The 22,595-nt window shown below is 37.6% G+C and carries 22 protein-coding genes, 1 other RNA gene and 1 pseudogene; 5 read left to right on the top strand and 19 right to left on the bottom strand.

Going from position 1 to position 22,595, the window contains the following annotated elements; all coding sequences use genetic code 11:
• Nucleotides 1-77: 77 nt before the first annotated feature.
• The 4 genes from rnpB to ACQKII_RS17800 all read right to left on the bottom strand — a co-directional run bounded on the left by rnpB (nucleotide 78) and on the right by ACQKII_RS17800 (nucleotide 3,844).
• Nucleotides 78-456, bottom strand: an RNA gene (gene rnpB, locus ACQKII_RS17815) — RNase P RNA component class B.
• 60 nt (nucleotides 457-516) lie between these two features.
• Nucleotides 517-816, bottom strand: a complete 300-nt coding sequence (gene gpsB / locus ACQKII_RS17810; RefSeq protein ID WP_427461500.1) for a cell division regulator GpsB — start codon at nucleotides 814-816, stop codon at nucleotides 517-519.
• Between the two features lie 121 nt (nucleotides 817-937).
• Complete coding sequence (locus ACQKII_RS17805) at nucleotides 938-2,188, bottom strand: ribonuclease H-like domain-containing protein (protein WP_427461498.1); 1,251 nt, start codon at nucleotides 2,186-2,188, stop codon at nucleotides 938-940.
• Between the two features lie 1,137 nt (nucleotides 2,189-3,325).
• On the bottom strand, nucleotides 3,326-3,844 hold the full coding sequence (locus ACQKII_RS17800; RefSeq protein WP_427461497.1) for a hypothetical protein: 519 nt from the start codon (nucleotides 3,842-3,844) through the stop codon (nucleotides 3,326-3,328).
• A 206-nt stretch (nucleotides 3,845-4,050) separates the two neighbouring features.
• Here ACQKII_RS17800 and ACQKII_RS17795 point away from each other — a divergent pair, with 206 nt between their 5' ends.
• Nucleotides 4,051-5,481: a PLP-dependent aminotransferase family protein gene (locus tag ACQKII_RS17795; protein WP_427461495.1), complete on the top strand. Its 1,431-nt coding sequence runs from the start codon at nucleotides 4,051-4,053 to the stop codon at nucleotides 5,479-5,481.
• 318 nt (nucleotides 5,482-5,799) lie between these two features.
• Here ACQKII_RS17795 and ACQKII_RS17790 read toward each other — a convergent pair whose 3' ends face one another.
• The 4 genes from ACQKII_RS17790 to ACQKII_RS17775 all read right to left on the bottom strand — a co-directional run bounded on the left by ACQKII_RS17790 (nucleotide 5,800) and on the right by ACQKII_RS17775 (nucleotide 9,322).
• The gene (locus ACQKII_RS17790) at nucleotides 5,800-7,023 is read right to left on the bottom strand and encodes a benzoate/H(+) symporter BenE family transporter (RefSeq protein ID WP_427461493.1); all 1,224 of its coding nucleotides are present in this window, start codon (nucleotides 7,021-7,023) and stop codon (nucleotides 5,800-5,802) included.
• A 20-nt stretch (nucleotides 7,024-7,043) separates the two neighbouring features.
• Nucleotides 7,044-7,787, bottom strand: a complete 744-nt coding sequence (locus tag ACQKII_RS17785; RefSeq protein WP_427461491.1) for a YggS family pyridoxal phosphate-dependent enzyme — start codon at nucleotides 7,785-7,787, stop codon at nucleotides 7,044-7,046.
• 347 nt (nucleotides 7,788-8,134) lie between these two features.
• Nucleotides 8,135-8,440: a MazG nucleotide pyrophosphohydrolase domain-containing protein gene (locus ACQKII_RS17780; protein ID WP_427461489.1), complete on the bottom strand. Its 306-nt coding sequence runs from the start codon at nucleotides 8,438-8,440 to the stop codon at nucleotides 8,135-8,137.
• 348 nt (nucleotides 8,441-8,788) lie between these two features.
• Nucleotides 8,789-9,322, bottom strand: coding sequence for a pyridoxamine 5'-phosphate oxidase family protein (locus ACQKII_RS17775; RefSeq protein WP_427461487.1), 534 nt, complete (start codon nucleotides 9,320-9,322; stop codon nucleotides 8,789-8,791).
• 271 nt (nucleotides 9,323-9,593) lie between these two features.
• Between ACQKII_RS17775 and ACQKII_RS17770 the strand changes: the two genes are divergently transcribed.
• The 4 genes from ACQKII_RS17770 (at nucleotide 9,594) to ACQKII_RS17755 (ending at nucleotide 12,588) form a co-directional block, all read left to right on the top strand.
• Nucleotides 9,594-10,034, top strand: a complete 441-nt coding sequence (locus ACQKII_RS17770; protein ID WP_427461485.1) for a PH domain-containing protein — start codon at nucleotides 9,594-9,596, stop codon at nucleotides 10,032-10,034.
• A 436-nt stretch (nucleotides 10,035-10,470) separates the two neighbouring features.
• The gene (locus ACQKII_RS17765; protein WP_427461483.1) at nucleotides 10,471-11,424 is read left to right on the top strand and encodes a helix-turn-helix transcriptional regulator; all 954 of its coding nucleotides are present in this window, start codon (nucleotides 10,471-10,473) and stop codon (nucleotides 11,422-11,424) included.
• 64 nt (nucleotides 11,425-11,488) lie between these two features.
• Entirely contained in the window at nucleotides 11,489-12,052 is a 564-nt protein-coding gene (locus ACQKII_RS17760) for a GyrI-like domain-containing protein (protein WP_427461481.1), read from the top strand.
• 116 nt (nucleotides 12,053-12,168) lie between these two features.
• Nucleotides 12,169-12,588, top strand: a complete 420-nt coding sequence (locus ACQKII_RS17755; protein ID WP_427461479.1) for a DUF1801 domain-containing protein — start codon at nucleotides 12,169-12,171, stop codon at nucleotides 12,586-12,588.
• Nucleotides 12,589-12,798: 210 nt separating this feature from the next.
• On the opposite strand, the gene tnpA is transcribed toward ACQKII_RS17755, so the two are convergent.
• The 11 genes and pseudogenes from tnpA to ACQKII_RS17700 all read right to left on the bottom strand — a co-directional run bounded on the left by tnpA (nucleotide 12,799) and on the right by ACQKII_RS17700 (nucleotide 22,356).
• On the bottom strand, nucleotides 12,799-13,272 hold the full coding sequence (tnpA, locus tag ACQKII_RS17750) for an IS200/IS605 family transposase (RefSeq protein ID WP_427461477.1): 474 nt from the start codon (nucleotides 13,270-13,272) through the stop codon (nucleotides 12,799-12,801).
• Nucleotides 13,273-13,671: 399 nt separating this feature from the next.
• Entirely contained in the window at nucleotides 13,672-14,070 is a 399-nt protein-coding gene (locus tag ACQKII_RS17745; protein WP_427461475.1) for a cytidine deaminase family protein, read from the bottom strand.
• A gap of 111 nt (nucleotides 14,071-14,181) precedes the next feature.
• Nucleotides 14,182-15,426: a serine hydrolase domain-containing protein gene (locus tag ACQKII_RS17740; RefSeq protein ID WP_427461473.1), complete on the bottom strand. Its 1,245-nt coding sequence runs from the start codon at nucleotides 15,424-15,426 to the stop codon at nucleotides 14,182-14,184.
• Between the two features lie 297 nt (nucleotides 15,427-15,723).
• On the bottom strand, nucleotides 15,724-16,302 hold the full coding sequence (gene pdxH, locus ACQKII_RS17735; RefSeq protein ID WP_427461471.1) for a pyridoxamine 5'-phosphate oxidase: 579 nt from the start codon (nucleotides 16,300-16,302) through the stop codon (nucleotides 15,724-15,726).
• A gap of 92 nt (nucleotides 16,303-16,394) precedes the next feature.
• A complete protein-coding gene (locus tag ACQKII_RS17730) occupies nucleotides 16,395-16,586 on the bottom strand; it encodes a hypothetical protein (RefSeq protein ID WP_427461469.1) in 192 nt (63 codons plus the stop codon).
• A gap of 288 nt (nucleotides 16,587-16,874) precedes the next feature.
• Complete coding sequence (locus ACQKII_RS17725; protein ID WP_427461467.1) at nucleotides 16,875-17,819, bottom strand: DMT family transporter; 945 nt, start codon at nucleotides 17,817-17,819, stop codon at nucleotides 16,875-16,877.
• A 151-nt stretch (nucleotides 17,820-17,970) separates the two neighbouring features.
• A pseudogene (locus ACQKII_RS17720) lies at nucleotides 17,971-18,336 on the bottom strand (Rrf2 family transcriptional regulator); the annotation flags it as partial.
• Between the two features lie 434 nt (nucleotides 18,337-18,770).
• Nucleotides 18,771-19,160, bottom strand: a complete 390-nt coding sequence (locus ACQKII_RS17715; protein ID WP_427461465.1) for a spore coat protein — start codon at nucleotides 19,158-19,160, stop codon at nucleotides 18,771-18,773.
• A gap of 479 nt (nucleotides 19,161-19,639) precedes the next feature.
• Nucleotides 19,640-19,795, bottom strand: coding sequence for a hypothetical protein (locus ACQKII_RS17710; protein WP_427461463.1), 156 nt, complete (start codon nucleotides 19,793-19,795; stop codon nucleotides 19,640-19,642).
• Nucleotides 19,796-20,332: 537 nt separating this feature from the next.
• Nucleotides 20,333-21,721 carry an MFS transporter gene (locus tag ACQKII_RS17705; RefSeq protein ID WP_427461615.1) on the bottom strand — a complete coding sequence of 463 codons (1,389 nt, stop codon included), beginning with the start codon at nucleotides 21,719-21,721 and terminating at the stop codon, nucleotides 20,333-20,335.
• Between the two features lie 209 nt (nucleotides 21,722-21,930).
• On the bottom strand, nucleotides 21,931-22,356 hold the full coding sequence (locus ACQKII_RS17700; protein ID WP_427461461.1) for a MarR family winged helix-turn-helix transcriptional regulator: 426 nt from the start codon (nucleotides 22,354-22,356) through the stop codon (nucleotides 21,931-21,933).
• Between the last annotated feature and the right edge of the window lie 239 nt (nucleotides 22,357-22,595).

Below are 22,595 nucleotides of genomic sequence, written 5' to 3'. Positions count from 1 at the left end.
CTTTCTTAATTAGTTCAAAATAAAAGCTCTCCACCAAATTGGAGAGCGCAGGTTATTCGTAGATAAGCATCAAAAAATTCAGTAAGCCATGTTTTGTTCCCGAGTACTCAAACAGCTTGCGCCTCGTACGACCGGGCAGTAATCATCTATCTACAGAGTGTACTCTGTCCCTCTATCCGTTCAATTCCTTCAAGAGAGCGCCCCTACCATAATTTGGGTTTCTCACTCGTGGGGTTTACCTCGTTCCACCTTGCATGTTTCCAAGCAAGCTCCGTCACTGTGGCACTTTCAGGAAGTTTCAACCATATCCTAAAGACTTAGGTCTTCCTTCCGCCGTCAGCCTTAAGCTGCCTTACCTTATTTTTTCAGTAAGCACGAACACTACGGACATCTCAGTACCGTGTGAGCATGGACTTTCCTCTACGACGTCTAGCGTCGCAGCGATTACTCGAATTTCATGATGATACGAAAGATTATACTAGAGTTTTATGATAAATACAATGTAATTGATAAAAATTATTCGTATAACTTGCTACCAAATACATGTTTTTCTAAATTCGAAAGACGTTTTAAAATATCAAAGTTAGTTGTACCTGCTGTTGATGCTACAGGTTGAGGTTGTCTTTTTGGTGTATTTTCAATTTCTTCTTTAAGTTGTCTATTCTCTTCTCTCAATTGGGCCACTACTTTTTCAAACGTTTCATAATCTTGAATAATTTCATCAAGAAATGAATCGACTTCTTCTACATTGTAGCCTTTAAAGTTTTTCTTAAATTCCTTTTCAAGAATCATTTTTGACGTTAATTTAATGTCCATTCACATCGCCCTTCCTCACACTACATACACGAATTCATTATAGCATATTTCATAACATTATATCGTCTGCAAACATCAATTGTAAGGCTAAACTTGTCGTTTCTTGCGCTTACCCGGGAAATTATTTCTTATTTCCTAATCTATGCAATCTATTTTCCCAAGAAATTTCCCATTTTTGCTTCTGTTCTATTCGCCATTCCTCGGTCTTATTAATCAGTTGTATGCCTTCTTGTGTATAAATAAGGGCCTGCTGGTAATCTTTGATTTGATGTTCATAGATTATTGCTAGTTGTTCGAATGCCTGCAATTTTTTCCGTGGCTCAATAAAATGAAGGGCAGCTACAAATGCATCAATCGCTTCATTATAGTTTTTATTTTTTTTATGCTGCATGGCTAAGTAAAATTGAGCATTTCCCGCTTCGAGTGCATCGAATTGTGTGGTTACCTTTTCTAAAGCCTTTACGCTTTGTGTGCTCTCCTTTAAATCCGCGTACCATTTCCCAATATTCGTATAGGTCTTTGCAGATTCCTCGCTCGCCTCTTCAAATAATAAGTTAGTAGAATGAACATATAGGGTTATGAGCGAAAGTAAGTCCCATTCGTTGTGCAGAAGAACTTTCATAAGCGCATCTGGTACGCCGCTTTTCACAGCGTCTAAGTAAATAATCGGCGCTAAGAAGCCGGGAATGTCACCTACACGTAAAAAACCAAGCTTCTCTTCTTCGACTGATTTTAATTTCAGACGCTCCATATCATTTTTCCATAAACGCTTCGAGCTATGCAGCAAATCAATGTGCCGCTGCGTGCGTAATTTCGGTAATTGTTTTTGATTGAGCGTCCAGCGCGTTTCAAGTTGTGGCCAATCAAAGCTCTTGCCATTATAAGTAATCATGGTCGCTGTTTTTTGCCAGAGCTTGGACTCAAATAACATGGCCGCCTCATGGGCAGGGTCAGCTAGAACATATTGCGTCAACACAAAATCCGCGTCTGTTACTTCTAAAAAGCCTAGCAGAAATATTTGTGTGCCCACACCTCTTAAGCCTGTAGTTTCTGTATCAAAAAACAACACCTTCTCATCCATCTCTAAGGCATAGGGATGGTTAAATTCAGCTGTCTGCCACTTTGCTAACGCGTCAAAAAATGCCTGCAATTGATAATGACCATGCTGATAGGTAAATGGATAATGCACCTGTCGTTTAAATACAATGCCATAGTCATTATCTACACGAGTAAGTCCTGCATTTTCCCACTGCGGCGTATAGTTTGGGATCATTGGCTTGTGAAAAGCTGGTTTTTCCTGCACCTGGGCTGGTTTTTGCGTTTTTTTACCGAGCATTTTTTTCATTTGTAAGATTTTATTTTCGTAAGACATCGACTTCACTCATTTTCTGCCTATAAAATTATTGACACTTGTAGTACGGTTTCCTTTGCCTGTTGCAAGCTATCCTGTGCTTCCGATACAGGAAGACACACCTGCCTTACAAGCACAGTTCTCTATATGATACGTTCTTGTGCTGACAACGATAACCAAAGAATAGCTTGTATATATGTCATCCGATGGGTGTTGAATGGACCCGAAGCAATGTTATCGTGTGTGCCCAAACAAATGTGATTGAACCGTATATAAAATACGTGTAACATGCATATCTTCAATTTCGAATAGGCTGTTTTCTTTACCACAATTATAACCCATCCTCCCTACATATTTCGTGCCAATATGATAAAAAAAAATAAAGAGAAACTCCAATCAGTGGGGGTTTTCTTTATCCCCCACTGATTGGTAGTTGAACCAATCGGGCGTTAACGGTCAGTTAACCGTCTTACTGACCGTTAACGCGGGATAAAATTTAGCAATTAAGAAAGGGAATTGAACTCTAAAAAGAAGACATTTAATAAAAAGACTATTCGCTACATTAAACAGCGATTAGAATAACAAAAAAAATTCGCATTTTACAAAATTTTGATCAAAATGCGAGTTCTTTTTATTATCCATAGATATCATATGTAAAATAGATGGAGTATTATTTCGAAGGTGAAGCTTTAATATTCGCCCAGAATCATATCTAAGAAAAATAATACCTCTTTTAAATACTCACCTTATCTATCTCATTTAAAAACCTCTGAGAAAATGATACAAGCTGTCGAAATATATTTCTTTTTTACAATTATCAATATTTTCAAAAACGATTCAGCCACCTAACATCGATTGAACATCGACACCAGATGGCTGCATAATCCTTTTTAAAGTTGTCTACTTGACAGAGATAAGTCCATTTTTTATCTAAAGATTTATAACCTAACATAGTTTATTTATTGGGAAATGTGATGTCCAATTTGACTGTTTGTGTTCCAGTCATTCCAGTTACTTGAACTTTGACGCTAGATCAGGCTCTTGGACTACCATCTCCTCCTCCAAACATATTCCACCCAAATCCAGTAGTATATGAAAAACTATTTGTAGTTGGAACCCCGCCTTCTAAGCGATTGCTTCGGCTACCCGAGCGGCACTTCACCTACCTGAGCGGTAACTTGAGCTACCCGAGCGGTACTCCATCTTACCTGAGCGATAACTTGAGCTACCCGAGCGGTACTTCACCTTACCTGAGCGATAACTTGAGCTACCCGAGCGGTACTCCACCTTACCTGAGCGATTGCTTGAGCTACCCGAGCGGTACTCCATCCTACCTGAGCGATAACTTGAGCTACCCGAGCGGTACTCCACCTTACCTGAGCGGTAACTTGAGCTACCCGAGCGGTACTCCGCCTTACCTGAGCGATTGCTTGAGCTACCCGAGCGGTACTCCGCCTTACCTGAGCGATAACTTGAGCTACCCGAGCGGTACTCCGCCTTACCTGAGCGATAACTTGAGCTACCCGAGCGGTACTCCACCTTACCTGAGCGGTAACTTGAGCTACCCGAGTGGTACTTCACCTTATCTGAGCGATTGCTTGAGCTACCCTGAGATGAAGCATAAACAACTTTTTCAACGATGGTTCTCTTTATTTTCTTGTGAATAAAGACTATCACAAAAGTACGTCTGATCTGCTTTGTAAGGAGCTATTCTTTTTCACTTGCATCCTCATGGCAGAAAGGATCTTCCCTTCATACCGTCATGTTGCATAGACCATTATTTTTATGATAGCATAGCCATTATGGAATGTACTATAATAGCCATTTTTATATAATTTTACAATCCATATTTTAACCACTAAAATCATCTGGAAGTGAATGGAATGCTAAAAGTGAACCGGGACGATAAAAATCCCATATGGCAGCAATTGCTTGACCAAGCTATTCATCATATTACAACAGGGAAATGGCCTCCTGGCGAGTTGCTGCCCCCATCTCGAGAGCTCGCCTTATTAGTCGGTGTTTCCCGTTCAACAATACAAATAGTTTATGAGGAATTATTCAGTCGTGGCTACACCGTTACAAATTGGCGTGGTGGCACAAGGGTCCGTGAATGGGGATATCAAACCAACTCTTCAGAAGAAATTATTCCGCAAGGACCAACCGCACCAGAATTACCTTTATTAAACGCAGCTGTTGATCAGTTGAACAGTTGGTTTAGAGGCAAAGAAAATCTAAACGTAAAATTCGATTTTAGTCCCCATGAGCCGTATTTGGACGAGCATTTCCGAAAAATTTGGCGACAATCTTTTATACAGGCATCAGCCGAAGCAGATCTGGTCAATTGGGGTTACGGCAACGCCTATGGTTTTATACCACTGCGTGAACAGATTCAACGTTACTTGACATTCGAAAGAGGCGTTCATGTAGATATCGACCAAATTATCTTAACTTCAGGTGCACAGCATAGCATAGATCTCATTGCCCAAGCACTTTTACATGAAGGAGAAACGGTTTCTGTTGAAGATCCTGGATTTCCTGCTGCTTGGATGACCATGAACTATCGGCACATGCATGTCGTTCCTGTGCCTGTGGATGAATACGGCTTACAAGTAGATCGCATTCATCCACAATCCAAACTTACGTTTGTTACGCCTTCACATCAATGCGCAGTTGGCGTCATTATGTCTGAACCACGCAGGCAACAATTGCTACAAAAGTCTGCGCAAGATCAATTTTGGATTGTAGAAGACGATTATGATGGTGAGTTTAGATATCGTGGTGGTCCGCTCCCAACTTTGTTTAGCCAGCAACCTCAAAACACATTATATATGATGAGTTTTTCCAAAATGGTTGCTCCTGGCATACGAATTTCGGCAATCGTTGGTCCAAAAGATGCCATTCGCCAACTTGCCCAAGTACAAGAATTAACCTATCGGCATCTTCCAATTATGGAGCAATTAACGCTTGCTCATTTTATTGAACACGGTCATTTTATGCGCCATATGAGGAGAACAAGAAATGTCTATCGACGCAGACACGAAGCTATGACGAAGGCCATCATTGCAACTGGCCTAGCTGAGCGTTTCAAACTTAGCGGTATTGAAACGGGTTTACATATGTTGCTTGAAGCTGAAGAAGCGTTTGATGAAGAAGCAATGACGAACCTAGCGCTGGAAAAAGGAATCCGTGTTTATCCGCTGAGCAAGTATTGTTTGCAAAGTAATCGTAAAGGATGGGTATTGGGATTTGCTAAAATGGATGAGGCAACAATTGAAGAAGGCATCTTTCGTCTTGCGGAGATACTTTTATAATACGAATCACGCCCATTCTGTTTTAACCCAGCCAACTAAAAAAAAAAAAACGGGGCTGCCCCAAAGTCCTTTAAACAATAATAACCGTTTCCTATATGGTAAAAATAGTATGCCCTGAGTAATCCTAGCATACTATTCTTACTTTTGGGACAGCCCCAATTATCGGCTTGTAGAACTTTGAAATACATGCAGAAGTGTTCAATGAATTTGTTCGTTCATAAAAAAAGCAAAACGATAATCTTTTCTAAATACATGGCATCATCGTTTCGCTCTTAAACAATTTATAGTCACTATTCCTGTATTCATTTTTCCTTCTAACTACTTCGGTTTTGTTTGTTGTACGCCATTCATATGTTGTTTTCTAAGCAATTGACCATTCATCACTAAATGGGCCACTAAACCCGCTACGAGTCCCCAAAATGCCCCTCCGACTCCAAGTAATGTAACATTTGCGGCAGTTGCCAAAAAAGTAATAAGTGCTGTTTCGCGTCCATTAGGATTTGTTAGCGCATTGGCAAGGCTACTGCCAATTGTACCGAGCAATGCTAATCCCGCTAATGTCGCAATGAACGTAGCAGGAAGAATTAAAAACAATGCGGCCAATGTCACCCCAAAAATCCCAACAATAATATAAAAAATACCACAGGCAATACCTGCAATATATCGTTTTGTTGAATCCTCATGTGCGTCTTTCCCGGTACAAATCGCGGCTGTAATCGCGGCTATATTAAAAGCATGAGAGCCAAATGGTGCTGTCAGGAGCGAGCCCAATCCTGTTACAATCAAAATCGGATTCGCGCTCGTTTTAAATCCGTCATTTCGTAACACTAACATTCCTGGCATGTATTGTCCCGTCAAGGTAATAATAAAAAGCGGTAAAGCGACGCCCAATAAGGCATGAAGCGAAAATTCAGGCATAACAAATACTGGAGATGCGATGGCCAATTCGATATTACCAAAATCTACCTTCCCCATACTTACCAAATAAAGCAATCCAATTGCTAAAATTCCTACGATAGCATATCGAGATGTAAATCGTCTTAATAGGATATACGCAGCAAATAGGATAATTACAAGTAAAGGGTCAGCTTTCGCACCACCAAAGGCTGAAATGCCAAACTGCAATAGAATACCTGCCAGTAGCCCAGAAGCGATGCCTGGAGGAATAAGCTGAACAAAACGTTCGAACATTCCTGATAAACCCAGAATGACAAATGCTACAGCAGAAATGATATAAGCGCCAATTGCTTCAGCATAGGGCGTAACTGCCAAAGCTGAAACAAGAAATGCCACACCTGGTGTTGACCAAGCTGTAATAATTGGTTCACGGTATCGGTAACTTAGCCAGATACCAGTTACCCCCACACCAATGGAAATCGACCATATCCATGACGCAGTCATTTCAGGACTTAGACCAGCAACCTTGGCCGCCTGAAACACCAGGATAAAAGTACCCCCGTAGTTGACTAGGACGGATATAAAAGCAGCTATAGTGGGCGATAGTAAATCACGACCACGCAGTGAAACTGATGTTGTGTTCATACGCATTTCCTACCTCTCTGCTAATCAACCTGCACCACATTTTCATTCCAGTAATATTCATCTGGTAAATAACGTTGACCAAATACACTTGTCCCTACTCTTATAATAGTAGCGCCTTCTTCAATGGCAGCTTCGAAATCTCCAGACATCCCCATCGAGAGAATGTCCATTTCTACACGCGGAAAATTTTTCGCTATTATTTGTGTTTGAATTTGTTTTAATAATCGGAAGCAATATCTGGTTTCGTCATTTGTGGCATTCAGTTTCCCTATCGTCATTAGTCCTTTGATATGCAACGTGTCGAATTGAGACAATTGTTCAACTAATTCCAGAGCTGATTCCGGTGAGACGCCAAATTTACTGGCTTCACGAGATGTATTGATTTGCACTAAAATATCCATCGTCTTGTTCTCTTTGACAAGCTGTTGATGAAGCGCCTGCCCTAATTTCAAGCGATCCACAGAATGAATGAGTGTAACATGTTTTACAACGTACTTCACTTTGTTCGTTTGCAGATGTCCGATAAAGTGCCATTCCACTTGGTTATATTGCTGCATAAGTGGAAATTTGTCCCGAAGTTCTTGGGCTTTATTTTCACCAAATAAAGTTTCACCCGCTTCAATAGCCATTGTTAATTTTTCAAGTGCTACCGTTTTTGTCGCCAACAGCAATTTCACCTCTTCTTTTTTGCGCCCTGAAGCTTGGCAAGCCAATGCCATCTGCTTCCTCACAGTTGAGAGGTTTTCTTCAACTAAATAGACCATATGATGCCCCCTTTTAATTCGTTGTCAGTTTTATGAATGAACGCTCTAAGCATAACGAATTAAGGATTGAGAAAAAACATCCAAAATAACAATTTCCAGCAGTCCATATTCAACCTTATACAGTTATCATGGACAATCCACTTACTAGAAAACTTTATTTCTCACACCATTGATCGCTTTGCATAAGGGCTCCTCCTGCTGTTCGTTGCTAATAAATGATCTATTTTGCTATGAGCATTAGAAAGGTGACTTTTTCTATTTCTACTATTTAGTTTCTGTTTTAGAATCCACAAAAGCCACTGTCCCTGTGTGACCAGAGTTAGTGGCTTTTAAATAGAAGAGGTTGATCATTCATACCAAATTCTGTGCTTATTCATCTCCATCTTTTTCCGACAGGCATCCTCCACATCAATTTCCAATCGATTGGCGAGATCTAATACATTGAAAATAACATCGTATATCTCCAAGCCTATGTTTTCCTTTGCCAATCGGACTTTTTCCTCTGTTGGATTAAAAGAAATGCTTAAAATTTCTTTGGCCAGTTCGCCAACCTCAGTCACTAAATACAATGTTCTAGTGTGCGTTGTATTAACATGGAATCCTTTTTCTTCACTAAACTGTTTGACATATTTTTGCATGCTTGAAATATCCATACATTACTCCTCAACTTGCTTTCTAATATCATAGAGAATTGATGTTTAATAGCTAAGTCACCGCTTGATCAACTGCAACCCCAAAGACACACCTGCATAAGTACGTGAAATGGAGGGCTTCAATGAACCGTACAACATTGCAATCGAGCGTTGATTTCAGCCATTATTTGCTTGTTCATGACGATTACAACCGTATTTCTATGTTGATACACTCGAACGTCTACTTGTTCCGCAACACACCAAGCGTCACATAATCGGTATGCGCCAACTCCCTTTTTGGCTGTAAATTAACACAGACATTCCTCACCGTAGATATAAAAGTGTGATATCTGTAGCTGTATCACATTTTTAGGAAAGTTCAGGTTTGAACATTCGCCCTTCTTCGATCGAATTTTCCTTCGCAGTAATATGTTGTGGATCAATGCGATAAACTTGCACTGGACCACCGAAAACTGCTGATCGATATTTGTCTACGTGTTGCTGGGATAACGGACGATTATAATAACCAGGCACATACTTATTCATCATTTCTTGCAGCATATGTGTAGCCTCATCCAGATCGACGATGGGTTGAGCCTTACCAAAAACCATGACACTCATATATGCGGTATCCGTCTTCGCTGGTACTGGATTCGTAATCGTTCCATACTCTTCACAAACCGTAAAACAGACCTCCGGATTCTCATCCATCACTTGATTTCGTCTCCCGCCAGAGGCTCCATGAAAATACAGCATCCCATTGGTCCAAACAAAATTAAGCGGCACAACATATGGCAGATGACCATCAACCATGCCAAGATGGCCAATTCGCGCTTGCTGCAAAAATGAATCTACTTTGCTCTGGTCCAACACTTCTCTTACCTTGTAACGTACCTCAACCATTGTTATCACTCCTATATGTAGTATTATGCAAGCTTATCAACCATTGGATTGAATATAAATGTCCATAACTACAGAACTGAGGCAATCCATAACTTCTATTAAGCAACGCTTCTCTACGATGCGAATTAATTTTGTGTTCGCATAAAGCACTAACATTTGGCCTTTTTGAAGTTTGTTGCCCCTAATTTTCGATGTTTTTTATCATAATATCTGTAAAAAATGGTATAGTTTAAGCATTAAACACAGATTACAAGGAAGGTGTGATTAATCAGTGGTTTTTCGTTCAAAAGGAGACATTTTTCTTTTAACACTTATATTTTTAGTGGTTGTAATAATGGGTACTATACCACTGCTTCCCATTTATAAGGAAGCATCATTATCAATTATAATTTCTATATTCGCTATCTTTATTATGTCATTAGGTTTTATAGTGTGGTACGGAACTTCTATTAGCTATGTTTTCTGTGAAGATTATCTATTAATTAAAGGAGGACCATTCAAAAGTAAAATTCCGTATCAAAACATAACAAAGATTGCTACAACGACAGATGGATTCACTGGTTATCGAATTTCTCCGTCTGATAAGGGACTGGTATTATTTTTGAAATCAGAAACCCTCGATCGTATAAAAATTTTACCAAATGATAAAATAAAGTTCATTACCGAGTTAAGAAAACGATGTCCTACTATACAGATACAAAAATCCGAGTAAATGGTGCAAAACAAATTTGATCCTAACAAGGGTCTTTTTTATGCGCTCCTCACCCTAAGGGTTTTTTTCATTGTTGTCCTCGTTTTCAATCCTTTTCCACACGTCTCCATTACTCTAAGTAATGTTTTTTGTGTGAAGTACCATAATATCAACAAACTCAGAAGGCTTTCCATATGAGATACTTTTGCCATACAAAGGCAATTGAAATAGATTTATTAACCAAGTTAATTTACAATATGTAGTATCTATAAGGTTATAGTATTTCTATATTTTAATAGTTATGTTTGTACTTCATCTAAGTGATGTATTTAATTATTAGCATATTAGGGATGGGCGTTATTCTTATAATTCTATCTCATGCTGCTAAGACTCCTTTTATCCAATATTCCCAAAGAAATAGTTTCTTGCTTATTCATAGAAATGGAGGTTACATATTTTGAAACTAGAAAGGCTTTTATCCATCATTATTCTACTGCTGAACCGTCGTATGGTGCAGGCTAAGGAGTTGGCGGAGCGGTTTGAGGTATCCATTCGGACGATATACCGAGATATTGACGCAATTAATGCAGCCGGCATCCCAATCGTCACCTATCAAGGAACAAATGGTGGCATTGGTTTGTCAGAAGGTTACCGCTTGGATCGAAATATACTAACAAATGACGAGCTTGCTGCTATCGTTACCGCCCTCCGCAGTATCTCCACTTCATATGATAAAGAGCAACACCAACGACTAGTAGAAAAAATAAATAGTGTCGTACTGCCAGCACATGAAGAAGAATTTCAACATAAGACAAATCGCGTACTCATCGATTACTCTCCTTGGGGTGGTGGTAAATATCTCCGTCCGAAACTACAACTATTAGACGAATCATTAGATAGCTGTGTATTAGTTAACTTCACCTATTCGAATGCAGAAGGCGAAATTTCCCAGCGAATAGTAGAGCCACATAAGCTCATTTTCAAAGGAAGGCAATGGTATTTACAAGCTTATTGTTTAGAGAAAGAAGAGTTCCGCCTTTTTAAACTAAAAAGAATGAAAGGGCTCGCGATAGATCATGAAAGAACCTTCATTCGTCGAAATCCCGCTACTCAGGAGCATATCGAAGACAAGGAGAAATTCAAGCCATCCAATGTACCAGAAGTTGTCTTTCGATTCCAAGATGAAGCTCGTCATTTAGCAGAAGAATGGTTCGGCATTGAAGAACTTTTGCCAGTTGATGATGGAAGTTGGCTAGTAAAAAAGGCATATCCAGAAAATGAATGGCTCTATGGTTTCATTCTTAGCTTAGGACATCATGTAGAGGTGCTTGAGCCCCCACATTTACGGGAAATCATTGCTAGTCGTGCGGTAAAAATAGCAAAAATTTATAAAAATGACAAAGCAACTTGACAGTCAGTTGTCAGGTTTATTGTTTTATACTGGTTTCATTCTATAATAAGGAGAATGATTAAGGATGAAACAAAACGAACAAAAAAGTATGACTGAATGGAAGCAAGTATCGTCTGAAGAAATAATTACTACAAAACGAATTGAACCTACCCGAATTGAGGAATTACCCTCCTTCACGTTAGCTGGAATTAGTACCGTTACAACAAATGAAACCGAATTTAGTAAAGACGGCAAAATTGGTAAGTTATTTGAACAGTTCCATGCTCAAAATATTAGTAAGAAGCTAGGTGTTAATCTACAAGAAGATGGTCATTATAGCTGTTACTTCAACTACGAACAGGGAGATGCGGGACTTTATGAAATAATGGTCAGCGTACATGTACAGGAAGCATCAAAGCTTCCAAACTTAGATATGATAAATACATTTACTGTTCCTGCTGCAAAATATGCTGTATTCGTCACAGAACGTGGCCCAATTATAGAGATGGTGCAGTGTGCTTGGGCTGATATTTGGCAATGGTCACAGCAGCCAGGCAATAACCGAGCATTCACAGGTGATTTTGAATATTATAGTAAGGATATTAATCCAGAGGACGGACAAGCAGAAATTTATATTTCGATAAAATAGCTTTCATGTTGTACCAGACAACTTTTTTAGAAATTTATTAATCGCTGAATCTGTACGATGGAATACCTAGAAATAATTGTTGACTAGTTTGTTATTCTAAAAAAGGAATGATCAATATGAGTGCAATTGAAAATACTAAGGTGGAGGAAGTATTCGAACAGTATCCTGAACATATTCAGTCGAGACTATTAATTCTTCGTCAGTTAATTTTGGATACGGCAATAGAGATTGAAGGCGTTAATCATGTGGACGAAACGCTAAAATGGGGAGAGCCTAGTTATATCACAAAAAAAGGCAGTACAATTAGAATAGGCTGGAAACAGTCAAGCCCAGATCAATACGCCATGTATTTTAACTGTAATACAAAGCTAGTTGATACGTTTAAAGAGGTTTATAGAGATTTATTCAACTATGAAGGTAATCGAGCGATTGTATTTGCTAAGAATGATGAAATACCAGTAGATGAATTAAAACAGTGCATTGCATTGGCACTCACTTATCATACCCGAAAACATCTACCAATGCTTGGGATATAATAAATAGACGTTAAAACTTTTTTATAAGATCATCTATTTCGGTGAAATATAGTAATGTCTATATTTTTTTAGCTAGACAATCAGAACCACCAGTATAACTGGTGGTTTGCTCTGCGCGTGAAACGCTGGGGTACTGGCCCATGTCTAAAGACATTCTGAAAGGTCCGCCAACCGCACTCCGTTTCCACACAAACCGCTAAAGCGGCTTACTTATTTTTTCTTTCTCTTGATTTCTTCTCCTGTGAACGGGTCAATGAATTCTTTCATTGTCATCTGATCATGTAGGATATCTTCTTGTAATTGGTTCTTGATATACTCTTGAATCATTTTTCGATTTCGACCGACTGTATCCACATAATATCCTCTACACCAAAATTGTCGATTTCCATATCGATACTTTAAATTGGCATGTCGGTCGAAAATCATTAAGCTACTCTTCCCTTTTATATAGCCCATGAACGAAGATACACTTAGTTTCGGCGGTATACTCACCAACATATGTATATGATCTGGACATGCTGTTGCTTCAATAATTTCTACACCTTTTCTTTCACACAACTGACGTAGAATTCTTCCTACATCCGCCTTGATTTGACCATAAATAACTTGTCTTCTATATTTCGGTGCGAAGACGATGTGATACTTACAATTCCATGTTGTATGTGCTAAACTTTTATTATCCATTTTTGGAGGCTCCTTTCGTACGAAGTCGGTTGACCAGACCTGACTTTATTGTACGATTGGAGTTTTTTTATTGTCCATAGCTAAAAGCTTACCGGAACCCCCTGCACAGCAGGGGGTTTTCAAAGCATACAAAAAGGAGTGAGCTGTATCTTAGCTCACTCTCTACTTGTATTAATGCCTTGTTTTTATAGCAAACTATTCTTTTGATACAAATTCTTAGCGTCTCAGCAAATCTTGGTGTAAACCTGATTCCATGACGTTCCCTTGGTTCTTCTAAGAATCAATTTCTTCTAGCTTATAGCCTTCCCATTCAAAACCTTCTAAGACTGCCCTTAAAGTATATTGTACGAAAGTTTCCACTATTATAAAACGGTATATTTATAAATACTTTGTCATCAATTACCACTCTCTGCCTCGATTGGTTTTCCAGTCGTACGGCAAAATCTCTTTCAATAAAACAAGCGTGTCATTTTCAACCTCTACAACAGCTTCTAAATTTTCTTTTGAAAGCTGACTGATCAACTCACGGCACCGTCCACATGGTGGAACAGCATTTCCTTCCGAGTCAACTGCTACAAAAGCTTTTATTTGGTATTCGCCATTTTTCAACATGTCTGCAACCGCTGCATGCTCTGCACAAAAACCCATGGAACAAGCTGTATCTATGCTAATCCCTGTATAGAAATTACCATCTACGGTTTCAATGGCTGCACCAACACTTCCGTACTGAACAAAATCATTTAATTCTGTAGGTGAAGTAACTGCAGCTGCTATCTTTTTTAATTCTTTATGATTCATAAGCGTTAACCTCCTTTTCAAGAAACATGAAATCGATTGGGTAAAAATAATTAAGGCACTGATTTAAACGCTCACTCCGCTGCATTCTTCAAAAAGTTCAATAATCAATCATTACTTTTTTGCACTTTTTCCTAAAACAATTTCTGCTATTTTATTTGCATATATTGTAGGTTCTGATTCTTCATAATTACTGAGTACCACGATAGTCAATCGTTCCCCTGGGAAATGGATAAATTGCGATTGATATGCAGCCCAACCTCCTGAATGTTCTAAGTAATGACTATCAAAATCTTCACCAATAGACAAGCCAAAAGCATAGTCTTCATTATCAATAATGTTCTCCCCAGTTGGAGTAGTTTTTGGACCTATCTCTCCCATTTTTTTCACAAGCTCTTTCCCACCTACAGTACCTGTAACGAAGTTCTGTCCCCATTTTACTAAGTCCTCAACTGTTGTATGGACCGCTCCATCTCCGGTATGTTCCCAAGGACTTTCATATATTCCATATGCACCTTGCTCCATCTTCGAGTAACCACGAGCAACTGGAATATTGGTAGGATAACTATCCACGATTGTTGTGTCATTCATTTTTAAAGGTTCAAAAATACGTTCCTTCGAAAATTCGCGAAGAGATTTTCCACTCACTTTTTCAACTACTAAAGATAATAAAAAATACCCTGTGTTACTATACTCAAATTTTGTTCCGACTGGAAAATCTGCCATTTGATGATTTTCAAGATGTTCTAGAGATTGTTCAGCAGTTAATTTTTCCTTATCTGAAAACCCTTCTTTTTCAGCTAATTCCATATAATCCACTAAACCACCCGTATGATGAATTAAATGTCTTAAAGTCACAGGTTCAGCATATGCACCTAAGGAAGGTACATACTTTACTATTGAATCGTCTAGACTCAGCTTCCCCTCTTGTTCTAATAACAAAATGGCAAATGCTGTGAATTGTTTAGAGACTGAAGCAATATTAAAAATCGTTTTTGTCGTAATCGGCAGGTTTTCCTCTATCGATTCCAAACCAACCGCCCCTTTATAAGTTGCGCCATCGTCGAAGCTCGCAATATAAGCATAACCGGGTTGATCTAGCGATATTTTATTAAATAATTGTTTAATCGCAGCATCCGTTGTTGGATTGTATGTACTATTTTCAGTACCTTTTGGCTGTTGATTCTCATTTTTCGTTGAATTAGAAGAAGAGTGACTTTGTTCAGAATTTTGAACAATCGGCGTTGAATTTGTATCCTCCTGCGTTTTTTTGTCTGCAGAAGGAGAACATGCTGATAAAATTAACGAAGACCCCAACATAAGCGACACGGTAGATGTAAAAATACTTTTTTGGTTCAAAGTGAAAAACTCCCTTTTCAAAATATTATTAATCATTATCCAATTCCACTCTAAAAATAATTGGCTCACCAAACAAAATTAACCAGACGGTCAAATAAATTTTACCTAAAAATGACCAATCGGTCAAGTTCTTTGAATGAACTGGATTGATCGCTAAAGTGAAAACGATGTTGAAGTTCGTCATCTTGTTGTTGATGAAAAGTAATACATATATCCATTAACAGCTACTTTCAGCTACGATAAACCTTGCCATAATACATTTCTTGTTTCATTACACCGAAGGAATTTTCCATTGATTTAAGGCTGCAATAGACTTTTCTTCCATTCATCTCCAAAAGCTGAATATAATTCTCTAATATGCAGACGACTTTCTTTAAAAGTTAGAAATTCAATAGACTTAGGTTTAACGATAAAACCTCCCCAATTTTCGGGTTTTGGTATTTGCATTTCTCCGATATTCCTTTTAGCTTCCTCAAACTGTTTATTTAAATCTTGTTCTGATAAAAGAGGCTGACTCTGTTTACAACTTAATGTGGTTATTTGTGCATCTCTTGGCCTCATTTTCCAGTATTTTTCTGAAATAGTGGATGGAATTTGTGTTGCAAATCCATTAACCCTTACTTGATAACCGATTGCTTCCCACCAGAAAGTTAACCCTACCTTTGGATTTCGCTGGATATCCCTCCCTTTTTGAGAATCAAGATTTGTACAAAAAATAAATCCACTGTCATCAACAGCTTTTAAATCTACAAAGCGACCAGATGGAAAGCCATGCTCGTCAATCGTAGTAACACATACTGCACTGGGATGCTTTAATGTCGAATTACTTTTTGCTTTATCCCAACATGATTTAAACTTAATAATTGGATTACTCATCTTTTTCACCTCTAATGATTTAAATAAAAGTTTTACTAAAAGATTTTTATTCTATCACTTGTTGCATCCCAACTTTTCTTAGCTATTAGTGATTAATCATTTAGTAGATAAAACATAGATAATGTGCAGCTTTCCAAGTCTTCCAACTGCACATTATCCATAATCTCCTTCGCAATCAATCGACTAATAACAGGAGATAACGTGATTGCAGAATGCATAACTGCTAAATAAAGTCCCTTTACCTGATCATGAAAACCGACAATGGGGTAACCGTCTTTAGGCATAGTCCTCATGCCTACTTTCTAACTCTAAATGTTCCCCTTCTTCCAAATCGTTTCGAAGGGACGTCAAGGACATTCAGAGACATTTTTTAACTACGGTAGACAGCTGGACGCTCAGTTACCTGCGCGTTTACCCCATCAGTCTCGACTTGCTCAGTTTATCCGAGAAACAGCTGCTAATCCGTAAATTAAGCGCTGAGCTTTCTTCCATTGGTTTCCGTACAAGTTACTGGACGTAAGCCGCCTGGTCGATATTTCATCTTTGATCACAGACCTAGTCACACAAAAAAATTACAAGAACTTAACAAATATTATTCCAATAATAGTCAATACTAGAGCAGCAATTCTTCTACTATCAATTTTCCTTTTTTGTAAATTAAATATGCCAAACTGATCGATTATTACAGCCATAAACATTTGTCCCAATAGAAAAATCATAGTAGTTAGAACCGATCCAAGTACAGGTAATAAGACCATGTTCCCTGTTACAATAAATATACCAAATATACCTGCCATATATACCCAAATAGGAATACGATTTTTTTGAGTGTCATACAAAGGAATCTCTAAGCGACGTTTAGTAATCAAAATCAAAATTAGCAAGATAATCGCACCAACAAAAAAAGAAATAAAAGTAGCTCCTAAAAGAGAGCCCGTTGCAACGCGAAGTTCTCCATTAATAGCGGTTTGCAAGGGTGGTAAAAATCCAGCTAAAACCCCTAGAATTATCCAAGTGATTTTACTATCCTTTTTCTCTTCTGACGACGCAGTTAAATCTCTTTTCTTTTTAGATTGAACCAATGAAATAGCTAAAATCATAATGATAGTCCCGATTATTCTAGTAGTACTAATAGGATTAGCTGGTACACCAAACCACTCAAAGTGATCGATTAAAATTCCTACAATCATTTGCCCAGTTACAGTTATTATTGTTGTAACTGAAGCACCTAGTTTTAAAAAAAGAATGACATTAGCCACATGAAAGCCAATACCAGCTATTGCTCCACCGATAAAAACATACAATGGATATGAAAAATCAATCCCAACACTGATTCCTGCAGAATCTACTATTAAATTAATAATGAGTAGTATCACTGTTCCCAAAGAAAATGCGATGAACGAAGCTGTTAAAGGTGTTTTTGAATAAGAACCTAAACGAGCACTTATAGATGCCTGAATAGGGAAAAGCATTCCCATAATTATCCCCATAATTAAGTAAAGTATGATGATTTGCATAAATTTACCTCCTTATTTTTAAAATTGATAAAAAATATTTTGCCCAATTAAATTATATTTTTTTATACTAAATTGAAACTATAATTAAAGCTTTTAAAGACTTTTTATATCTTCGATCCACAAAAAAATAAAAGTGGATTATAATTCCACAGATTTTTTTAACAAGATCTGATATTTTCTGATTCTTTAACTCTTCCTCCATTTTCTTCTCTGCCGAAAGCATTATTTTTTTAAAGCACATTCTGAAGGAGACTCTAAACAGCAATCAAATAAAGATGATTTACCTTCAATAGCATGTATTTTTCCAAATTTCGACTAAGCAAATAACCTCCGTTTACACCTGAAGAAGAAATAATCATTCCTTCTTTAGCCAACTTAATCAATATTTTGGATAGGTACGTCGGAGAAACTTTTTGTTTTCTGCTAACTCCTGTACACCAACAAGCTTGTTGGATGTGTGCATTGCAAGAAAAAACATGGTGTGAAGAGCATAATTTGTAGCTTTTGAAAATTTCATATTGTTTGAATCACCTCTAATAAAAGACTTAATGTATCTACAATAACCATAATAGGTTTAATCGTATCATGTTGTCAAATAATTTTTTTGCGTTGGAGATCAACTCGTCTCCTCCTGCTGCAAATTTTCTTTCGACTAATCCTCACAATGGTCAATAAGCGCATTTGGAATTTTAAGTTATGAACGAACATTGAAACTATTCCAAACGTTGTTGTTTAGTTACCATTTTACAAATAGAAATTTAATCTTCTGCTGTGGGATTTTTAGGTAGTCTCTTGCCTGTTGAGTTTTGAAACAAAGGAATCTTTTTTAATGTGGTTGGAATTATTTTATTTGTTCGAGATCAAGGTAAAAAAATAAAAACGAAAAAACAAGCAGCCAATAAAATTGGTCGCTTGTTTTTTGTACCCTTACATTTAAAAGGGCGATAACATTTAGTTAATAAAATTTTGAGGAACACATTCACGAACACCAGAATTTCTTAATGAGTTAAATAAAGCTGCACTGATTCTTAATATAACATTGTTATCAGTACCATTTTCTAAATCATAGATTACAAAGTATGAATTATCGACTGTAAAAATACATTTTCGTTCTAATTTAAATCCAGGTGGTACAGGAGGAAGGTTAAAACGTGGTACAACTACAGGTGTATCTCCTTCATCTCTGATAAAATTGAAAGTTTGTTGGTCAATCTCATAGATATTAACTGGATCAATCTCCACACCGTTATCTGGAATTGTAATTTCATCTTCAACTAATAGGAAAAAGCGTTCGTTTCGAAAATTGAAAAGACTTCTTGCTCCAATCTCAAATGATGCCATTTTATATTCACCTCCTATTCTATATAATATTTTATTCATATCGAATACAGTTGTTTGGACAATAAGGAAGGTAGAGTGAAGAATAATTAAAATAACCATTCATAGTAGTTGTTCCAGCATGACTGCTAAAGAAGCAAACGTTGAATACATGGAAGTTGTTTAATTTCGATAGTAAGAAGATAATCCTTAAAATAGATATTAATAAAGTTGTTTAAAATTGGACTATAAAACCCTTAAGGTTCACCCTTTTTAAACAACTTTATTATGATGAAACCCTTATAGAAATTGAAAACTGGACTTTCCCTCGCTAAGCATAATTCGAAAAGTAAAAGCGATTTCCTATATGCTAAGAAAAATCGGCTTCTTGATTGAATAATAGCTTTTAAGAATTAATAAACTATTATTTTATTTATAGGTTTTCAGTAAAAACGCGAATTTTTTACGTTAAAAAATCTATTGGTTTAGTTATTGATTTAGGATCAGAAGTTCTCCATTGGTTTTAATACAATAATATTTAAATGTAGGGTGTTCAAATCTAAAAATGATTTTTCCTCATATTCATTTATCATTGCTTTAGTTTTTGATAAAATGGTAAAAAGAGAAATGGCAATAATTAATATAAAAACCTTTTTCATAAGAAAACACCTCATATTTCAGTGTTCTCTATAACTGACTGTTTATTCAACTAAACTGCTTCGTTACACAATAAAAACTAGTTTCTCCAATATCAAAGAGAAGCTAGTTTTTTATGTAAAAATCGACCTTCTTCTTAAAAAGTCCTCATCGTTAGCTGTCCAAAAAAATTGAATGTTGAAGCCAGGAACTGCCCTGTTAGCCAACGATGCTACATTTCATAGCACCACAGATAATGAAAGACTTTCGTTCTTTCACGGGAGGTGAAGAAGGGTCACCATAACAATCGTTATAGGAATTAATGTACTAAAAAAGGTTACGTTAAGTAACCTTTTTTAGTACATTAATTTTCTATTTATTTTTGACTTTAAGGGTCTTAATTATTTCTTCCGTTGCCATATGGTTCGCGAAATGACATTGCGATCATTTGGCCATCAAAAGGAGTAAAATAATAGCTCTACAATTCCCTGAGTGCCGAAAGGTTGGGTAGTGGCTGATAAGACTGGAACAGGATCAAATTCCCCCGAATTCAGGACTGATTAATTCCCCTCAGAAACTCTGGTTTGTTTGATGCGGAAGGAAATCATAAAGCTCATGAGTACGAAAAGCAATTGAAGAAACAAAGCCAATTGAATCCCCGTCAACAATCCCAAATTCAGCGACTGACTAACTCCAATGAGAGCTCCGCCAATCCCGATGCTTAAAGCGGGACTAAATGCATCAGTAAACTGAAGGCTGGCGGATATATCTCCCTCTTCACCTGCTTTAGCGTGTTGCAACGCAATCGCTCCAGTGGTAGGATGTGCCAAACCGATGCCGAATCCAGTAAAAAGCTGTGAAATTACTGCAAATATGATTCCTCCCTCTGGAAGACCAACAGCCAGCATTACCGCAGCAACTCCAATGATCATAAACCCAAGACCGACCGATACCCGTTTCTTTCGGCCATTTCCATGGTCTTTAGCATCAAGCTTTGACTGTAGCCAAGCTGCCGTTGACCAGCTTAATGCACCCGCGGCCACAATTAAGCCGGCCAAATCTGCAGGAAGCATTTTCACATCTGTCAAAGCCAAGACAACATAACTTTCGGTCGCATTATAACAAGCAACAAAGAATCCTCTTGAGGCAATCGTAGCAGGCAAACCTCTTCTGGCACTTAAGGTACCTTCCGGCAGAAGCTTTCGCAAAGGCTGAATCATGATAAACAATCCTGCTACCGAAAGTATAATTCCTTTCCAATCGGTTATAAAACTTAACCCAGCCAGCAACATCCCCGTTCCTATAGCCAAGAGTACTGCATAGCCTTCTTTTCGGCTATTCTTGGAAGCAGTATCCCCTCTAACTGTTAATTTGCGGAAGGCGGGAAGCGTCAGCACTACAGCCAAAGCTATGAAAGGGAGCACCAGCCAAAAAACGAATCTCCAGGATAGATACTCTGCTATAAGCCCAGCAATATAAGGACCAATTAATGCAGGCAAAATATATGCGCTGGAAAACAAAGCAAGTATTTTCGTTCTCAGCTTATCAGGATAACCTAAAGTAATACTGTAATACACGCACGTAATGACACCCCCTGCTCCAAACCCTTGAAACACTCTCCCTACAATTAGCGTAATCATGTTCACGGAAGTAGCCGCAATCACGATGCCGATCATAAAAAATAGAATCGATATGCCAAACGATGCAAAAACGCCGTTTTTATTGATTCGCTGACCCGTAATCATCGTTCCGAGAATTTGTGCCAACAAAAAAGCGCTGAATATCCAGCCATATAAATGAAGCCCATTCATTTTTTGAGCCAAACTCGGAGCAATCGTGACAATTGCTAATCCTTCAAACGCAACGGTAGTTACAGCAAGTATTATTCCTATCGTCAATGCTCTATATTTAGCGTCGAAAACCCCAACTTCTTTTTGGGAAATTTCCATCCTGAAACACTCCTTTAAAATAATTTTATAATTGTCTTGTCCATAATTGCCACAGCAAGTATATATCCCAAAAATCTTTACTGTGGCTTCCAATTTTGATTCTCCCCTTTAATGTGAGGAGAATCACTTCAATCGGATACAAAAAACATGTGTCAGAAAGCCTCAGTCCTCAAGGGCTTCTTAAATGTAAAGAAATGCTCTTCTTTTGATTATAAATCTTTTACGTTGTTATACATTACGGTAAGAATTCTTCTAAACGTTTCAACTTCCTCTTCGGATAAACCCTTGATGGTTTTATTATATGCTTCGATGGAAGGAGCAAGAATTTCATCTTTAATATCTCGTCCTTTAGGAGTTATATAAACACGCAAAGACCTTCTATCCGTTTCATGGATCACGCGATAAATAAATCCTTTTTTCTCCAGTTTAAACAGCATTCGTGCAACATTCGTTTGGTCCTTGTGCAGTCTATTGGCAAGTTCTTTTTGAGTAATTCCTTCTTTTTCCCACAGGACGACTAGTATTTCCCACTGATCCACTGTTATATCAAACGGATTCACTACTTTTTGATAGTAGTTATTCAGTTTAAGCGCAGCTCGCTGCACATTAACACCAATATATTTTTCTAGTTCCAATTTCACTCCCCCTTTATAGTAGTCATGATTATAGTTGTCGCAACCATTATAATTTTATTTTTTTTGTTGTCAATCATCAAATTACTAGCAAATCTTAATAATTCTTTTCCTTTTCAACAAAAGTAATTTTCTTCATTATCTTTCTAATTGAGTCAATTTCATAATTTTGAGACCTTACGGCTCTAAGCTTAAAATGACAAGAAAATAGAGCACCTCCCCAAATCCTGTATAATGAGAGT

The organism is Lysinibacillus sp. NPDC048646 (assembly GCF_050272295.1).
In the GTDB taxonomy this organism is placed as follows: domain Bacteria; phylum Bacillota; class Bacilli; order Bacillales_A; family Planococcaceae; genus Lysinibacillus.
The sequence above is the reverse complement of the archived record's forward strand: the minus strand, read 5'-3'. Positions and strand labels throughout refer to the sequence as shown.

Excerpts from the sequence above, each read along its gene's own strand:
- gpsB (WP_427461500.1), bottom strand. The coding sequence starts at position 816 with ATGGACATTAAATTAACGTCAAAAATGATTCTTGAAAAGGAATTTAAG.
- ACQKII_RS17805 (WP_427461498.1), bottom strand. The coding sequence starts at position 2,188 with ATGTCTTACGAAAATAAAATCTTACAAATGAAAAAAATGCTCGGTAAA.
- ACQKII_RS17795 (WP_427461495.1), top strand. The coding sequence starts at position 4,051 with ATGCTAAAAGTGAACCGGGACGATAAAAATCCCATATGGCAGCAATTG.
- ACQKII_RS17790 (WP_427461493.1), bottom strand. The coding sequence starts at position 7,023 with ATGAACACAACATCAGTTTCACTGCGTGGTCGTGATTTACTATCGCCC.
- ACQKII_RS17785 (WP_427461491.1), bottom strand. The coding sequence starts at position 7,787 with ATGGTCTATTTAGTTGAAGAAAACCTCTCAACTGTGAGGAAGCAGATG.
- ACQKII_RS17780 (WP_427461489.1), bottom strand. The coding sequence starts at position 8,440 with ATGGATATTTCAAGCATGCAAAAATATGTCAAACAGTTTAGTGAAGAA.
- ACQKII_RS17775 (WP_427461487.1), bottom strand. The coding sequence starts at position 9,322 with ATGGTTGAGGTACGTTACAAGGTAAGAGAAGTGTTGGACCAGAGCAAA.
- ACQKII_RS17760 (WP_427461481.1), top strand. The coding sequence starts at position 11,489 with ATGAAACAAAACGAACAAAAAAGTATGACTGAATGGAAGCAAGTATCG.
- ACQKII_RS17755 (WP_427461479.1), top strand. The coding sequence starts at position 12,169 with ATGAGTGCAATTGAAAATACTAAGGTGGAGGAAGTATTCGAACAGTAT.
- tnpA (WP_427461477.1), bottom strand. The coding sequence starts at position 13,272 with ATGGATAATAAAAGTTTAGCACATACAACATGGAATTGTAAGTATCAC.
- ACQKII_RS17745 (WP_427461475.1), bottom strand. The coding sequence starts at position 14,070 with ATGAATCATAAAGAATTAAAAAAGATAGCAGCTGCAGTTACTTCACCT.
- pdxH (WP_427461471.1), bottom strand. The coding sequence starts at position 16,302 with ATGAGTAATCCAATTATTAAGTTTAAATCATGTTGGGATAAAGCAAAA.
- ACQKII_RS17730 (WP_427461469.1), bottom strand. The coding sequence starts at position 16,586 with ATGCCTAAAGACGGTTACCCCATTGTCGGTTTTCATGATCAGGTAAAG.
- ACQKII_RS17725 (WP_427461467.1), bottom strand. The coding sequence starts at position 17,819 with ATGCAAATCATCATACTTTACTTAATTATGGGGATAATTATGGGAATG.
- ACQKII_RS17715 (WP_427461465.1), bottom strand. The coding sequence starts at position 19,160 with ATGGCATCATTTGAGATTGGAGCAAGAAGTCTTTTCAATTTTCGAAAC.
- ACQKII_RS17710 (WP_427461463.1), bottom strand. The coding sequence starts at position 19,795 with ATGAAAAAGGTTTTTATATTAATTATTGCCATTTCTCTTTTTACCATT.
- ACQKII_RS17705 (WP_427461615.1), bottom strand. The coding sequence starts at position 21,721 with ATGGAAATTTCCCAAAAAGAAGTTGGGGTTTTCGACGCTAAATATAGA.